The organism is Nostoc sp. DSM 114160 (genome assembly GCF_053470305.1).
Map to the genome: position 1 here is coordinate 606,807 of NZ_JBPFGO010000003.1, position 15,285 is coordinate 622,091.

9 protein-coding genes and 4 pseudogenes are annotated in these 15,285 nt (G+C 41.5%); 8 read left to right on the forward strand and 5 right to left on the reverse strand.

Annotated elements, in window-relative coordinates:
* The first annotated feature begins 342 nt into the window (after window positions 1–342).
* The 3 genes and pseudogenes from cax (at window position 343) to NSTCB13_RS27795 (ending at window position 4,102) form a co-directional block, all read left to right on the forward strand.
* Entirely contained in the window at window positions 343–1,434 is a 1,092-nt protein-coding gene (cax, locus tag NSTCB13_RS27785; protein WP_445627125.1) for a calcium/proton exchanger, read from the forward strand.
* 325 nt (window positions 1,435–1,759) lie between these two features.
* A pseudogene (locus tag NSTCB13_RS27790) lies at window positions 1,760–2,933 on the forward strand (protein kinase domain-containing protein).
* Window positions 2,930–4,102, forward strand: a complete 1,173-nt coding sequence (locus tag NSTCB13_RS27795; protein ID WP_445627123.1) for a DarT ssDNA thymidine ADP-ribosyltransferase family protein — start codon at window positions 2,930–2,932, stop codon at window positions 4,100–4,102. The pseudogene NSTCB13_RS27790 and the gene NSTCB13_RS27795 overlap by 4 nt, the downstream one beginning before the upstream one ends.
* Before the next feature lie 247 nt (window positions 4,103–4,349).
* Here NSTCB13_RS27795 and gndA read toward each other — a convergent pair.
* Window positions 4,350–5,781, reverse strand: a pseudogene (gene gndA / locus NSTCB13_RS27800) (NADP-dependent phosphogluconate dehydrogenase).
* A 216-nt stretch (window positions 5,782–5,997) separates the two neighbouring features.
* On the opposite strand from gndA, the gene NSTCB13_RS27805 reads away from it, so the two are divergent.
* Window positions 5,998–6,735 carry a Ycf66 family protein gene (locus NSTCB13_RS27805; protein WP_448274528.1) on the forward strand — a complete coding sequence of 246 codons (738 nt, stop codon included), beginning with the start codon at window positions 5,998–6,000 and terminating at the stop codon, window positions 6,733–6,735.
* A gap of 98 nt (window positions 6,736–6,833) precedes the next feature.
* Here NSTCB13_RS27805 and NSTCB13_RS27810 read toward each other — a convergent pair whose 3' ends face one another.
* Window positions 6,834–7,052 (reverse strand): hypothetical protein, encoded by a 219-nt coding sequence (locus NSTCB13_RS27810; RefSeq protein WP_448274529.1) that lies wholly within the window; start codon window positions 7,050–7,052, stop codon window positions 6,834–6,836.
* Window positions 7,053–7,349: 297 nt separating this feature from the next.
* On the opposite strand from NSTCB13_RS27810, the gene NSTCB13_RS27815 reads away from it, so the two are divergent.
* Both NSTCB13_RS27815 and NSTCB13_RS27820 read left to right on the forward strand, forming a co-directional pair.
* Complete coding sequence (locus NSTCB13_RS27815; RefSeq protein ID WP_445627118.1) at window positions 7,350–8,330, forward strand: TIR domain-containing protein; 981 nt, start codon at window positions 7,350–7,352, stop codon at window positions 8,328–8,330.
* Window positions 8,331–8,569: 239 nt separating this feature from the next.
* Window positions 8,570–8,662, forward strand: a pseudogene (locus NSTCB13_RS27820) (diversity-generating retroelement protein Avd); the annotation flags it as partial.
* 13 nt (window positions 8,663–8,675) lie between these two features.
* On the opposite strand, the gene NSTCB13_RS27825 reads toward NSTCB13_RS27820, so the two are convergent.
* Both NSTCB13_RS27825 and NSTCB13_RS27830 read right to left on the reverse strand, forming a co-directional pair.
* Window positions 8,676–9,701 (reverse strand): GGDEF domain-containing protein, encoded by a 1,026-nt coding sequence (locus NSTCB13_RS27825; RefSeq protein WP_448274530.1) that lies wholly within the window; start codon window positions 9,699–9,701, stop codon window positions 8,676–8,678.
* An 886-nt stretch (window positions 9,702–10,587) separates the two neighbouring features.
* Window positions 10,588–10,820 (reverse strand): annotated as a pseudogene (locus tag NSTCB13_RS27830) (copper chaperone).
* 279 nt (window positions 10,821–11,099) lie between these two features.
* Between NSTCB13_RS27830 and alaS the strand changes: the two are divergent.
* Window positions 11,100–13,742, forward strand: coding sequence for an alanine--tRNA ligase (gene alaS / locus NSTCB13_RS27835; protein ID WP_448274531.1), 2,643 nt, complete (start codon window positions 11,100–11,102; stop codon window positions 13,740–13,742).
* Between the two features lie 49 nt (window positions 13,743–13,791).
* Here alaS and NSTCB13_RS27840 read toward each other — a convergent pair whose 3' ends face one another.
* Window positions 13,792–13,968: a hypothetical protein gene (locus NSTCB13_RS27840; RefSeq protein WP_448274532.1), complete on the reverse strand. Its 177-nt coding sequence runs from the start codon at window positions 13,966–13,968 to the stop codon at window positions 13,792–13,794.
* A gap of 60 nt (window positions 13,969–14,028) precedes the next feature.
* Between NSTCB13_RS27840 and trpB the strand changes: the two genes are divergently transcribed.
* Window positions 14,029–15,264, forward strand: coding sequence for a tryptophan synthase subunit beta (gene trpB / locus NSTCB13_RS27845; RefSeq protein ID WP_448274533.1), 1,236 nt, complete (start codon window positions 14,029–14,031; stop codon window positions 15,262–15,264).
* The last annotated feature ends 21 nt before the right edge of the window (window positions 15,265–15,285 follow it).

Consider the following 15,285-nt stretch of genomic DNA (forward strand, 5'->3'; position numbering starts at 1 on the left):
TAATTAGCCATTGAACAAAGCCTCAGTTAGGGGTTTTCTCTTTTTCAGCGCCAATCAAAAATTTAATTGTCTTTTAATATATTAAACCCCATTTTTGATGTAATACTTTGGCTCAAATTCATACTTTTGCAACAAAAGATTACGAAAACTCATTATATCGCAATTTTGCTTTACACAACATCCACAGCGGTGAACGGAAAACAGTACAATCTCTGAATTGTTCTACAGGCGGTTGAGAGTATCCTATGGGAGTGCTGAGTGAAAGTAATTGTTAATTCAACACTCCAAATTTAAAACTTAGGATTGCTCGCTGTGAATGATACCCTCAACTTAAGACAACAAATGTCAACCAAAAACATTATTCTTTTCGCTTTACTACTGTTCATCCCGGTTTCTGTAGCAGCCCACTTTCTGGAGTGGGGAGAATTAATAGTTTTCATTACAGCTGGATTAGCCATTCTGCCCTTAGCAGCTTGGATGGGTACAGCTACAGAAGAAATTGCTGTCGTAGTTGGGCCATCATTGGGGGGCTTGTTAAACGCCACCTTTGGCAACGCTACAGAATTAATCATTGCCCTAGTAGCGTTAAACGCTGGGTTAGTAGATGTAGTCAAAGCTAGTATCACGGGATCGATTATTAGCAACTTACTACTAGTGATGGGTTTTTCCATGCTTTTGGGAGGACTGCGCTACAAAGAACAGACATTTCAGCCAATTGTGGCGCGGGTAAATGCTGCCTCGATGAATTTGGCAGTGATTGCCATTTTGATGCCAACAGCAATGAACTATACCTCTCAAGGAATTAACGAACAAACATTGCAAAATCTTTCTATTGCTGTTGCCCTAGTATTAATCTTGGTTTACGCCCTAACGCTGCTATTTTCGATGAAAACCCACTCCTATTTGTATGATGTGGGTGTAGCGGAGACAGAAGAAGAAAAAACCCCTCACGCGAAACCAAATATGATTTTGTGGGTTGGCGTGTTGCTAGTATGTACCTTGCTAGTGGCAATTGAGTCAGAAATGCTAGTAGATTCTCTGGAAGTGGCCACATCTCAGATAGGTTTGACGGCGCTGTTTACAGGGGTGATATTGGTTCCCATCGTCGGTAACGCAGCTGAACACGCCACAGCAGTCACCGTGGCGATGAAAGATAAGATGGATCTTTCCCTTTCGGTAGCTGTGGGATCGAGTATGCAGATTGCCTTATTTGTTGCACCCGTGTTAGTTATAGCAGGGCGGGTATTGGGGCAACCAATGGATTTGGATTTCAAACCCTTTGAATTAGTCGCTGTAGTTGTGTCAGTGTTGATTGCCAACAGTATTAGTTCCGATGGTAAGTCCAATTGGCTCGAAGGCACTTTGTTATTAGCTGCTTATACAGTGTTGGGGTTCGCCTTCTACTTTCATCCAGTTATGGAAGGTATGGGGTAGTACCGCAAGGCAAAAGTCAGAAAGAGGAAAAGGGGCAGTTCTTGCTGGGAGCAGGGGGAAACCCTATAAATAAATTTACTTTCTCTGTACCTTTTTATTTCTGCTAAAAAGTTCATAGTAAGGAATTTAGTGCTTATCCTTTCCTTATCCTTATCTTCTAAGCACGCTTTGTGCTTAGTACAAACCCTCAAAACGAGCTTATTGTACTAGTTAGTAGTGCGACACCAAATAGCCCGTCGTAGAGATCGCTCATATTTTAACGGATTCGCAAAAGTCTCCACCCTTAACGCCAGTAAAATAAAGAGATATAAGAGCGATCGCCTATATGAGCTACTGCCTTAACCCTCATTGTCCTAAGCCTGAAAATCCCAATCATGTCAATTTTTGCGTGACTTGCGGTTCCAAGTTACTCCTCAAAGAACGTTATCGTGCTATCAAACCAATCGGGACAAGGTGGTTTTGGCAAAACTTTCTTAGCTGTGGATGAAGATAAACCCTCAAAACCACGCTGCGTAATTAAGCAATTTTATCCCCAATCCCAAGGTACTAACACTCTTGCCAAAGCCGTAGAGTTATTTAATCATGAAGCGGTGCAGTTAGATGAATTGGGTAAACATCCCCAAATTCCCGAACTACTGGCATATTTTACCCAAGAAGCTCGGCAGTATCTTGTACAAGAATTTATCGACGGGCAAAACTTAGCCCAAGAATTAGCACATAGAGGTGCTTTTAGTGAAATAGAAATCTGGCAATTACTAAATGATTTATTACCAGTATTGCAATTCTGTCACGCTAGACACGTAATTCACCGAGATATTAAGCCAGAAAATATTATTTTACGCGAGAGCGATGCCTACGGCAAGGGCGAAGCCCAACGCAAACTAGTTTTAGTAGATTTTGGTGCTGCAAAATCTGCCACTGGCGCTGCTTTAAATAAAACTGGTACTACTATTGGTAGTCCAGAATATGTTGCTCCTGAACAAATGAGAGGTAAAGCTATTTTCGCCAGCGATATTTATAGTTTGGGTGCGACTTGTATTAATTTATTAACTGCGCGATCGCCCTTCGATTCTTATGATACTAACAACGATACTTGGGTATGGCAGCAATACTTAAAAACTCCTGTTAGTAATCAGTTGAGTCGCATTCTCAACAAAATGTTAGAAAGTATTCCAATTCGGCGTTATCAAACAGTAGATGAAGTTCTCAAAGATTTAAATCAATACTCGCCAGCAGCATCCAAGCCAGCGATTCCACCAAAACCGATTTCTCAATCACCACCAAATTCTTCACCTGCTTTTGTATCGAAATCTCCTAGTCAAATTGAGAAAGAATTAGAGGAAATGAAAACCCAATTTATGGGTGGTAATAAACCTCAACCAAATAAAATACAGCCACAAAATCCTACATCTCAGCCTACTAGTAAAAGTAAAATAGATGAAGAATTAGAAGAATTAAAAGCTAAATATCTTGGAAAGAATAATACGCCAAATCAATGATAAAACCAAATATCAAAAGTCTCTATTACATCACACATATTGAAAATTTGCCCTCAATACTTCAAAGAGGTATTTTATCCCACAAAGCAGTTGAGGAGTTAGGTGTTTCATATACACCAATCTATGATAGTGGGATTGTTAGCAAGCGTAAAGATAAGTCTACACCTGGAAGGAGTAGTTTGTGGGAGTACGCTAACTTATACTTTCAGCCACGTAACCCAATGATGTATCGAGTGGTTCATGAAAAGGACAAAAGAGATATTGCTGTTGTTGGAGTCAAACCGGATGTATTTGGAGCAGCAGGAGGACTAATTACAGATGGAAATGCTGCCAATGATCCAACTCAATTTTTTGCTATTAAGGAAGGAATAGAAATACTTCAGAAACAATGGAAAATTATTCAAAATGAGTGGTGGAATGAGCTAGATGGTTCCAAACGAAAGATAATGGCTGAGTACCTGGTTCCTGAGCAAATCAGCCCAGAACTTGTTCATTCAGTTTTTGTAGCAGACTATAAGGCTAAAGAGCGAGTCGAAACAATTATAGGTTCAGCTAGAATACCTATTGTTCCTGAACCAAATATGTTTTTCCAACCTATATCTGCTGCCCGTATCGGGACTAATATTTCCTTGATTGATGGGGATATGTTTTTTTCAAATATGCAAACCTTGACGATTAGTGTTAACCTTCAAGGCATAATGGGCAAAGGATTAGCGTCACGAGCAAAATATCAGTTTCCTGACGTATATGTAGTTTATCAAGATGCTTGCCGAAATCAACAGCTGACTGCCACAAAACCCTATCTTTATAAACGGGAAGCTTCTTTAGACCAAGAACTAGCCGATCTTAGTCTTCCGCTTGTGTCCTCCAATGCTGTAAAGTGGTTCTTGTTGTTTGCTACGAAAAGACAATGGCGAGAAAACTCTCGTTTAGAAGATATTGAAGGTGGCTTAGAATGGGTTAGAAACAATTGTCATGAAATTGGTATTCAGTCTTTGGCAATGCCAGCTTTGGGTTGTGGTTTAGGCAATTTAAATTGGTCTGAAGTAGGGCCACTAATGTGTCGATATTTGCATAATATAGGAATTCCGGTTGCGATTTATCTTCCACGGGAACACCAAATTGATTCCAAATATTTAACTAATGCTTACTTGCTAAATCGCTCTTGATTCGCACATTGTCTTAATCGCCTAATTACTGTCCGTCGGCTCATTTTTGACATCCACTCGAATTTCATAAAACCTATATTTCATAAGGTTTTTAACTTTTATAGAGACTTTCTAATCTCCATTTTTATTCACCTCTTATAGTTCAAATAGACTACTAAATGTCTTTGATAGTTTTCACAAAAAAGTGACTCTAATATCTAGAGTCACCTGCAAATAAAATAAATTGAGACTTTAGAGGTACAAAACCTTACTTCTTAGCTTCAGCAATAGGTACCCATTCAGTGTGGAAAGTTCCAGGCTTATCAAGACGCAGATAGGTATGTGCGCCGAAGTAGTCGCGTTGTGCTTGAGTTAGATTTTGGGGCAAGCGATCGCGGCGATAGCTATCAAAATAATCCAAGGATGCGCTAAATGCCGGTACTGGAATTCCCAGTGTTGCAGCTGTCGCAATCACTTCCCGCCAAGCAGTCTGTCTGTCGAGAATTGTCTGCTTAAATTCGGGAGCTAACAGCAAGTTAGGTAAAGCTGGATTTTCGCTAAAAGCCTTTTTAATCTTATTCAAAAAGCGAGCGCGAATAATACAACCACCTTTCCAAATCCGCGCCATTTCGCCCAAGTCCAAATTCCAGTTATATGTTTTTGAAGCTGTGGATAGCAACGCCATCCCTTGAGCATAAGAACAGATTTTTGAGCAATAGAGAGCATCGCGTACTTTATTGATAAAGTCCTTGGTTTGCCCGTCATACTTGCCACTAGGGCCTGTAAGGACTTTAGATGCTGCAACCCGCTCTTCTTTAATCGAAGATATAATCCGGGCATTAACTGCTGCTGTAATTGTGGGAATAGCAACTCCCAATTCCAATGCAGTTTGCACAGTCCCAGCGTCCAGTTCCCTTTTGACCTGCTGCATCAACAATCAAATCCACCAGGGGTTTTTTTGTTTCTGGGTCAATATATGGGAAGATATTCTTCGTAATCTCAATCAAAAATGAATCGAGTTCATCGGTGGTGTTCCATTCAGCAAACACCTCATGTAGCTGATTATGGTCTAATCCAGCGACATTTTTCAGCAAATCGTAGGCTTCAGCAATTAACTGCATATCGCCATACTCAATGCCGTTGTGTACCATTTTAACATAGTGGCCAGAACCACCAGGGCCAATATAGGTTACACAGGGGCCATCATCGACTTGGGCAGCAATTTTGTTGAAAATTGGCGATAGATACTCGTAAGAGCTTGTTGTACCTCCAGGCATCAGTGAAGGCCCATTTAGCGCTCCTTCTTCACCGCCACTGACACCCATACCAAGATACCGAAGCCCAGCGGGTTCTAATTCCTGAGTGCGGCGTTCCGTATCTTCAAACCAAGAGTTACCACCGTCGATAATGATATCGCCTTCCTCTAACAAGGGTTTGAGTTGAGCAATCACCGCATCTACTGGCTTACCAGCTTGCACCATTACTAGAATTTTGCGGGGACGTTCCAATAAGGCAACGAATTCTTCTAGAGTAAAGGCGGCTTTGACGTTCCGTCCTGTAGCACGCTGCGCCATAAACGCATCCGTTTTTTCGCGGGAGCGGTTGTAAACTGCAATTGGGAAGCCATTGCGCTCTACGTTTAGAGCGATGTTCTCACCCATAACGGCTAATCCAATCACACCAAAGCTTTGTAGTGTCATAAAAAATTTCTGGCTAACTCTTGCAGATCCTTTTACTTTAAGGGTAGTCCGATATTTTCCCTTCTCCCCTAAAGAAGACCTTAAGACTTCATATAAACCACAAAAATCCACAACTAACATGGATAATTAATTTTAAATTGTATCTAAATCAACAATTGACTGGCAAAATTTGCAAAATTGAAATAATCAAAAGACGCAGTAAGGAGTAACCAAATAATGCTGGCATTTGTCCTAGCTTTGGTAGTGGGTCTTGGTAGTTTAGCCATTTACATAGCAGCTTTCTTTTTCCCAGAAATCCACCGCAAGAATGACTTTATCTGGAGTGGTGTAGGGCTGTTCTACGCTTTAGTATTATGGGTGTTTGCACCACGCATTACTGGAGGTTTGTTGCTCGGTCATGTGGCTAGTGTGGCTCTTTTGGTCTGGTTTGGCTGGCAAACTCTATCATTACGTCGGCAATTGACTCCACAGGCACAACAAACCCAAGTACCCAGTGCTGAGACAGTAAAAACTGGCATTCAAGAACAGGTGAATAAGTTGTCTCTTCAGGAACGGCTGGGACAGTTGCAAAAAGGTCTGGGTAGTACCTTCAGTGGCGCGAAAGACAAGGTGCAACAGACTGTGAGTAAAAAAACACCCACAACCCCCAAACCTGAAGATATTACCTCTGTATTGTTAGAGAAACCTGCTATTGAGATTATCGACAAAACTATTGTCATACCAGAACCACCAGCAGAGGAGACAGTTACTACCGACACCGAAGCAAAAACCGAGAGTGTACCGGAAGCGATTCCCCCACATCCCCCATCTCCTGAATTGGTGGAAGCAGCGCAACCAGATTTTGAAATTGAGGATAAGCAACCGATTCCTGTAGAAGAAATTGCTCCAGATGCGGTACTCGCTCCCCCAGCAGAAACGCCACCTGAGCAAATACCGCCTAATCAAGCTAGTTGAATGCTGTGAAACCCAACGTTAACCTAATATAATGTTGGGTTTCACTATTTCCATCAGACTATTTTGGGGCTAATTTCAAAAATGCAAATCTAACTTTATCAACCATATGTTGCCGCTTTTTCTTCTGCTAATGCCTTCGCTAAAACAGCAGCAGCTTCAAAAGAATTATATAAGCCAAGACTAGCTACTTTGTCCTCAGTATGCAATGGAACTAAACTTGATTCCTTCAACAATTCGGCTGCCAGGAAATGCATTAGTAAGAGTTTATCAGTGTGGGATAATTCTTTAACTAGCGGTATGAGTTCGGTAAGAAGCATAAGTTAAGGCTTTAATGAATTTAGATAAATTCTAAAGCATAGTTTTAAAAGAGAATTGAAGCACTAGAGTTGCAAGATTGGAGTCAAGCTTGACGTGTTTTGATTGCAATAAAAGTTACCCTGTCGATTTTATGCAGCGATCGCAGTAGCATCAGAATGGAATAGCGATCGCAATTTCATATTTTTGGGTTAAGACGATGAATTGCATTAGCGATCGGGGTTAGTTTATCAAGGAAATCACGCAAAAATACTATAATTTGTAAGAAGCGTAATTTATACTACTCCTAAAGACGCAAAATGGCAGATGTTTCGTTAGAACCACTCAAGGTGTTTTGTTCCTACTCTCACAACGACGAACCTCTAAAGGATGAACTGGCTAAACACCTGACCATGTTGGAACGGCAAGGTATTATTTCAACTTGGCACGATCGCAAGATACCACCGGGAAGAGAATGGGATGAGGAGATTAATGAAAATTTAAATATAGCCGATATCATTTTATTATTAGTCAGTTCAGACTTTATATATTCTAAATACTGCTGGGATGTTGAAGTTACCAAAGCGATACAACGCCACGAAGCTGGAGAGGCTTGTGTCATTCCAATTATTCTGCGAAACGTTTCTTGGCAAGATGCACCATTTGCTAAACTACAAGCTCTGCCCAAAAATACCCAACCTATTAAGTCTTGGAGTAATCAAGATGATGCATTCGCAAATGTAGCTCAGGGAATTAAGTTTGCGGCTGAACAATTAATTAAGGAACGTCAACAACAACGGTTAACCAGGGAAGCCGCAATAGTTGAGTATCGCCAAAAGGCTAAAGAATTTGCGTCTGATGGCGAGATTTCTCTTGTGGAATCTGATATATTAAAAGACTTACAAGAAAAATTAAAATTAACAGATCAAGAAGCGAGTGCAGTTCGAGAAAAAGTATTAGAACCTTACGGTATATATAAGAAAAATCTAGACAAATACAAGCAATACTTGACGAGTTTTGTAAATGAACAAGGATATCCATTGGCTGAAAAAGCTGAAGCTGAATTAGAAAAATTTCAAAAATATTATCTGCTTAAAGATGAAGATGTAGTTCGCCTAAAACAAGAACAAGAAATAGAGTATCAAAAACTACAAGCAGAATATGAGCGTCAGCAAGAACAAGAAACAGCCGAAAATCAAAGACGGCAGGCAGAGTTAAAAAAAGAACGAGAAAGGGAATCATCTTCTCCTTCTCCAGGTATTCAAACTCGCGCCAAAAGATGGAAGCGCTTGGTTAGGTGATAATGATAATCAAAATCATCTGCTGCGTGGTGGTTCGTGGGTCAACTCCCCCCCAGTTATTGCCGCTCGGCGCTTCGCTTCTATCGCGCACGTGACGAGAGGCACGGCTACGCGGGTTTTCGGGTTGTGGTGGTTGGGGGCAGGAATTAGTAGCCCTTTAGCACTCTGCTCTTTATTTCTTTACCCTTCTTAATGTCTCGCGCTCTGCGCGATCATTTTTTTGAGAAAATTTTGTCTGGATGAATGATTTACCTATCATACAGAAAACATACGATTTAATCAAGTGGTATGTGCCAATTTTAAACCACCTTCCCAGAGATCATAAATTGTCCGCCTCATCCAATTTCACGAAGAAACAACTTTCAAATGTGAGCCATGATGAGATAGGTAGCTGGAGTTAATCACCCGATTACGCCCAGAAGTTTTAGCCTGTAACAAACATTGATCGGCACGATGCAGCAGACTCTCTCCTTTTTCATCATCCTCAGCTTGCAGAGAGGCTGTACCCAAACTAATGGTGACATTAATTGTCAGTTTATTGTTGAGTGCAAATGGTTCGTCGCTGACTACGCGATTGAGACGACGGGCTACTAATAGTGCTTCGTCATCGGTAGTGTTAGCTAGAAGAATTACAAATTCTTCGCCACCATAGCGGAATGCTGTATCTTGGCAGCGCAAATTGTGGCGCAAACGCTGACATAATATTTGCAAGATGCGATCGCCTATTAAATGCCCATGAGTATCGTTAACTTTCTTAAAATGATCTACATCCAGAATAATCAAACTCAGAGAAGTTTTTTGAGTCCTGGCTCTTTGAATTTGCCTTGGTAAGTCCCATTCTAAAGCACGACGATTATTTAATTCTGTCAACGAATCGGCTAAGGCGATCGCAGATAACATATCATTTGTCCGAATCAAATCTCGGTATTTTTGTGCTTTCCGCAAACCAACTGTCAATTGGGCAAGTATTAGTCCATGATTGGCAGTCAACTCTGCCAAGCTATAGTCTGTTTTTTCTTCAATAAGATGCCAAATATATGCATCGGCTCCTTGCTTTAGTGCCGCAGCACTCATTTCCAATTCCCTATGCCAACCTTTATTTCGATCGGTAAGCTGCTGGGAACGATCCTCGAAGAGAATACAATATATCCACGATAGTTTTGTTTGATCTTTCAACCAACCGCAGAGTTCCATACTACTATCCAGACTAGCCTGCACCAGAATTATATCGGGGGGTGTTGTTTTAATCTGCGACACTGCTCGATCCAAATTGTCTATAACTTCTACACTAAAAGCAGTCGCATAACGGATCTGATCTGGAAGTGTGGCGATAAAATTATTTTTTCCAAAGATCAGAATAGAAATATTCATTGCTTTATTTTTTATCCTATTTAAATTTTAAATTAAATAAATTCACTTGGTTAACTACTGCTTTTGTCGTCTAATACTAAATATTATGTTCTAGGCTCAATTATATTTGTTGCATCTTGTTTTTTGAGCATAGATTAGATAGTAAACTTCCAAGCTTAATCTGATTTTAAGATTTTATGTTTACTACTACCGTTTCGGAAATATTCATTTGTAATAACTAATGTCTTCTTTACAGTTTATTTTTAAAACAGTGAAAACACTGAATATTATTTAAATGTATAAAAACTACTTTTGTCGTTTTTTAAGTACTATTCACATGATGAAACTACCGAAGTTAATACTTTTTTAATAACCATTGCGTTAGGTAAAGAAATTTATTCCTCAGTAGAAAAATAAAATACAAAGTTTTTTAAATTGAGTTATCAAATCCGAAATTTTCTTATGCAATTCAAAATATTATTTTCCATAAAACTTTTAGCCTTCTTATTTATAAGCTAGGCTTAGATCGCATATTAAGAAAGTGTTTAAAATATATAAAATATACACAGCAAAACTACCTCTTGCTATGTACAGCAACTTTTTGGGGCTTACCTCTCATCTAAATAAAGACAGAAATTGTTGGGTAAAAATTTATAATTTAAGTAAATTTTAACCCAAATAAACAATGCGTTATCAGAAGAAATAAAATATTTCTGCCGACATTTTATCTAGATTTGCCTATTTACTTAATTCACGTCTTTTGTATTTGCTGTAACATCATAAATTTAGAAAATACAGCTAAATAAAAAATTCTGTCAAAATCTGCCACTCATTTGGGGAGTTATTTCTATTTTGCCTTTCTACAGGCAGAAAATATCAAAAAATTTTGTTAGCGTCGCTTGAGATATTAAAGTCTAAACTTCTTCTGTGAAAAGCTGAAATCCGATCGATAACCTTCTCCAGCGTAACCACCAGCAGCAACAATTACCTGTTTGATTGACTCCTCAGAAGCTTCGGACTCCACCGTGACAGTTTTTGCGTTAATCTCAACATTCACTTTGATCTCAGGTTATATAACGTAGTAATTATTTTTGCACATCCCTCAAAAGCAATATTTGATACTTTCAGTTGTAGTGCCATTTGCTACCTCAGTATGGGAATTTTAAACTATTTCTTAATGATTAATTTTAAGCATCGAAATGCGATGCTTACTACGGGCTACGCCTATGCACATCCTGTCAAAGTCAGATAGTAGCTTAATAGCATCCTAGTAACTGCATATATTTCACCCAATGGCAGAATTAGCTGGCAGTAATATAAAACAAAATGCAAGAATATATAAAGCTATTTATGAAAATACACCTACCTAGTGCCGCTACGCCTAAGTCGAAAGTCTAAAGTCTAAAGTTAAAAACACCTATGTCTTCAAATCCCCAGTACCTAAGCGGTAACGAAATTCGCAACATATTTCTCGACTTCTTTGCTCAACGGGAACACCAAATTCTCCCAAGTGCCTCCCTCGTGCCAGAAGATCCAACTGTACTGCTGACGATCGCGGGGATGTTACCATTTAAGCCAATATTTTTGGGGCAGCGCACACCAGAATTTAAACGGGCTACGACTTCGCAAAAGTGTATCCGCACCAACGACATTGAGAATGTTGGACGCACCAAACGGCATCACACCTTTTTTGAGATGCTGGGTAATTTTAGCTTTGGTGATTATTTTAAAGAACAAGCGATCGCTTGGGGTTGGGAAATCTCCACACAAGTCTTTGGCTTTTCCCCTGAAAATCTCGTCGTCAGCGTTTTTGAAGATGATGATGAAGCCTTTGGAATTTGGCGCGATCGAATCGGTGTGCCGATAGCGAGAATTAAACGTTTGGGCGAAGATGATAACTTTTGGGTATCCGGGCCGACTGGGCCTTGTGGTCCTTGTTCCGAAATTTATTATGACTTCCACCCAGAACGCGGTGACGAAAATATAGATTTAGAAGACGATTCTCGGTTCATCGAGTTTTACAACCTCGTGTTCATGCAATATAACCGGGATGCTTCCGGGAATTTAACGCCACTGCAAAACAAGAATATTGACACCGGTATGGGTTTGGATAGAATGGCGCAAATTCTCCAAAAAGTGCCGAATAACTACGAAACTGACCTGATTTTTCCAATTATCCAAACAGCAGGGCAAATTGCTGGTGTTGATTACCACAACAGTGATGAAAAAACCAAAACTTCCCTAAAAGTCATTGGCGATCATATTCGGGCTGTTATCCACATGATTGCTGATGAAATTCGCGCTTCCAATGTCGGACGCGGTTATGTACTGCGGCGATTAATTCGGCGGGTGGTGCGTCATGGGCGATTAATTGGGATTTCTGGCGAATTTACTACCCAAGTTGCTGAAACTGCGATCGCTCTTTCGGAATCAGCTTACCCTAATGTGCGCCAACGAGAAGCAGCAATTAAAGCTGAGTTGCAACGGGAAGAATCCAATTTCCTCAGAACTCTGGATAGAGGCGAAAAACTGCTAGAAGAAATCATTCAAGAGGTGAAACAGCGAGGGGAAACTCAAATTAGCGGTGACAGTGCATTTACTCTTTACGATACCCACGGTTTTCCCTTTGAACTTACTCAAGAAATTGCTGAGGAAAATAATCTGACAGTTGATGTTGATGGATTCCAGAAAGCAATGGAAATCCAACAACAAGGAGGTAGAGGCGCACATGAAACCATCGATTTAACTGTCCAAGGTTCCCTCGACAAATTAGCAGAACACGTTCAAGTCACCGAGTTTTTAGGCTATACCCAATCGACGGCGACGGCAAAAGTCGAAGCAATTTTGGTAGAAGGTGTTTCCCAAGAAGAAGCAGAAGCGGGGACACAGGTGCAAATTGTCCTTGACAAAACGCCATTTTATGGTGAATCTGGGGGACAAATCGGCGATCGCGGTTATATCTCCGGTGATGGTATCGTAGTTCGGGTAGAAGACGTGAAGAAAGAATCTGATTTCTTTGTTCACTTCGGACGCATCGAACGCGGTACACTGCGCGTAGGCGATCGCGTCACCGCCCAAATCGATCCAGCTTGTCGGCGTCGCGCCCAAGCTAACCATACCGCAACGCACCTATTGCAAGCGGCATTAAAAAAAATTGTTGATGAAGGCATATCTCAAGCAGGTTCCCTGGTTTCCTTTGATAGGTTGCGCTTCGATTTCAACTGTCCCCGCGCATTGACAGCAGAAGAAGTTCAACAAGTTGAAGAACAGGTGAACACTTGGATTGCTGAGGCTCATGCTGCAAAGGTGGAAGTATTACCAATAGCCGAGGCGAAAGCTAGGGGTGCTGTTGCCATGTTCGGCGAAAAATACGGAGATGAAGTCCGCGTCATTGACTTCCCCAGCGTATCAATGGAACTATGCGGTGGAACTCACGTAAGTAATACTGCTGAAATTGGCGTCTTCAAGATTATCTCGGAAGCTGGCGTGGCTTCTGGGGTGCGGCGGATTGAAGCCGTTTCGGGGCCAGCAATCCTAGATTATTTGAATCTGCGGGATAAAGTAGTTAAAGATTTGAGCGATCGCTTTAAAGTTAAACCCGAAGAATTACCAGACAGAATCACAAGTCTGCAAAGCGAACTGAGAAATAGCCAGAAGGAATTAGAAACCTTGAAGGTACAGCTAGCGATCGCTAAATCTGACAGCTTGCTACAAACAGCCCAAAGCGTAGGCGGCCATAAAATTATTGTCGCCCAATTAGAAGATGTCGATCCAGAATCATTGAAAACCGCAGCCGAACGCTTGTTGCAAAAAATCGGTAACGGTGCAGTGGTGCTGGGTTCTGTTCCCGAAGAGGGGAAAGTAAGTATAGTTGCAGCTTTTAGTCCAGAAGTGAACAAAAAAGGTTTGCAAGCTGGTAAATTTGTGGGTGCGATCGCTAAAATTTGCGGCGGCGGCGGTGGTGGAAGACCAAACCTAGCCCAAGCCGGCGGACGCGATGCAAGTAAATTACCAGATGCATTGGCACAAGCGGAAAGTGATTTAAAGTCCGCATTAGGTTAATAAGCTGCTAACGCGAAACCTAATCTCCAAGCTCCATTTTCTATAGAACTTAGGCACACGCACTCAGGGGCAATTCATCGAAAGCGACGGAAAACTCCATCCCGCAAGTGACGTGGAGAGGGATAGTCGCCCCGTCGCTTGGGGTATGGGGAAGAAGTTCCAATGCCCAATGCCCAATGCCCAATGCCCAATCCCCAATGCCCAATCCCCAATCCCCAATCCCCATTCTCCAGATATGCCTCAGACTTTTCTATAATTAAGTGATTCCCGTCATCAAAAACAGCCTGTGACTACCACTCCCCTATCTCCAAGTTCAACTGCTCAGGTTCCAGATACGTTAGGCCGCTTCGGACAGTTTGGCGGTAAGTATGTACCTGAAACGCTCATGCCTGCCTTAGCTGAACTAGAAACAGCTTATCAGCAATACCGCAATGACAAGGGTTTTCAAGCAGAACTACAGCAGTTGTTACGAGACTATGTAGGACGTGCGACACCATTGTATTTTGCTGAACGCTTGACTGCTCATTATGCTAGGCCAGATCGCACCGGGCCACAAATTTACTTGAAACGTGAAGATTTAAATCATACTGGCGCTCACAAAATCAATAATGCTGTTGGTCAAGTATTGTTGGCGAAACGTATGGGTAAGCAACGGATTATTGCCGAAACGGGTGCTGGACAACATGGAGTGGCTACAGCTACAGTTTGCGCTCGTTTTGGGCTGGAATGCATAATTTACATGGGCGTTCATGACATGGAACGCCAAGCATTAAATGTGTTTAGAATGCGGCTGATGGGGGCAGAAGTGCGTCCGGTGGAGGCGGGAACCGGAACTTTGAAGGATGCTACTTCGGAAGCAATCCGCGATTGGGTGACAAATGTAGAAACAACTCACTACATCCTGGGTTCGGTAGCAGGGCCTCATCCTTACCCGATGATGGTACGTGATTTCCATGCAATAATCGGCGAAGAAACTCGCGCCCAAGCAATCGAAAAGTGGGGTGGATTGCCTGATATTCTCTTGGCTTGTGTGGGTGGTGGTTCCAACGCGATGGGACTATTTTATGAGTTTATTAATGAATCTTCTATACGCTTAATTGGGGTTGAGGCAGCCGGCGAAGGTGTCAATACCGAAAAACACGCAGCAACCTTGACAAAAGGACGAGTTGGTGTATTGCACGGAGCAATGAGCTACCTACTGCAAGATGAAGATGGGCAAATCATTGAGGCACACTCAATTAGTGCGGGGTTAGATTATCCTGGTGTCGGCCCAGAACATAGTTATTTGAAAGATATTGGTCGCGCTGAATACTATAGTGTGACGGATGCAGAGGCTTTGGAGGCATTCCAGCGATTAGCGAAATTGGAAGGGATTATCCCGGCATTGGAAACAGCCCATGCGATCGCTTATCTCGAAACCCTCTGTCCTCAATTAACCGGCAGTCCTCGGATTGTAATTAACTGCTCTGGACGTGGTGACAAAGATGTACAAACGGTAGCCAAATTATTATATCCAGCGTAAATATAGCTCAAATTTTTGGGA

What these genes read in the sequence shown, in the direction of transcription:
- cax (WP_445627125.1), top strand. Translation starts at nt 343, where the DNA reads ATGTCAACCAAAAACATTATTCTTTTCGCTTTACTACTGTTCATCCCG.
- NSTCB13_RS27795 (WP_445627123.1), top strand. Translation starts at nt 2,930, where the DNA reads ATGATAAAACCAAATATCAAAAGTCTCTATTACATCACACATATTGAA.
- NSTCB13_RS27805 (WP_448274528.1), top strand. Translation starts at nt 5,998, where the DNA reads ATGCTGGCATTTGTCCTAGCTTTGGTAGTGGGTCTTGGTAGTTTAGCC.
- NSTCB13_RS27810 (WP_448274529.1), bottom strand. Translation starts at nt 7,052, where the DNA reads ATGCTTCTTACCGAACTCATACCGCTAGTTAAAGAATTATCCCACACT.
- NSTCB13_RS27815 (WP_445627118.1), top strand. Translation starts at nt 7,350, where the DNA reads ATGGCAGATGTTTCGTTAGAACCACTCAAGGTGTTTTGTTCCTACTCT.
- NSTCB13_RS27825 (WP_448274530.1), bottom strand. Translation starts at nt 9,701, where the DNA reads ATGAATATTTCTATTCTGATCTTTGGAAAAAATAATTTTATCGCCACA.
- alaS (WP_448274531.1), top strand. Translation starts at nt 11,100, where the DNA reads ATGTCTTCAAATCCCCAGTACCTAAGCGGTAACGAAATTCGCAACATA.
- NSTCB13_RS27840 (WP_448274532.1), bottom strand. Translation starts at nt 13,968, where the DNA reads ATGGGGATTGGGGATTGGGGATTGGGCATTGGGGATTGGGCATTGGGC.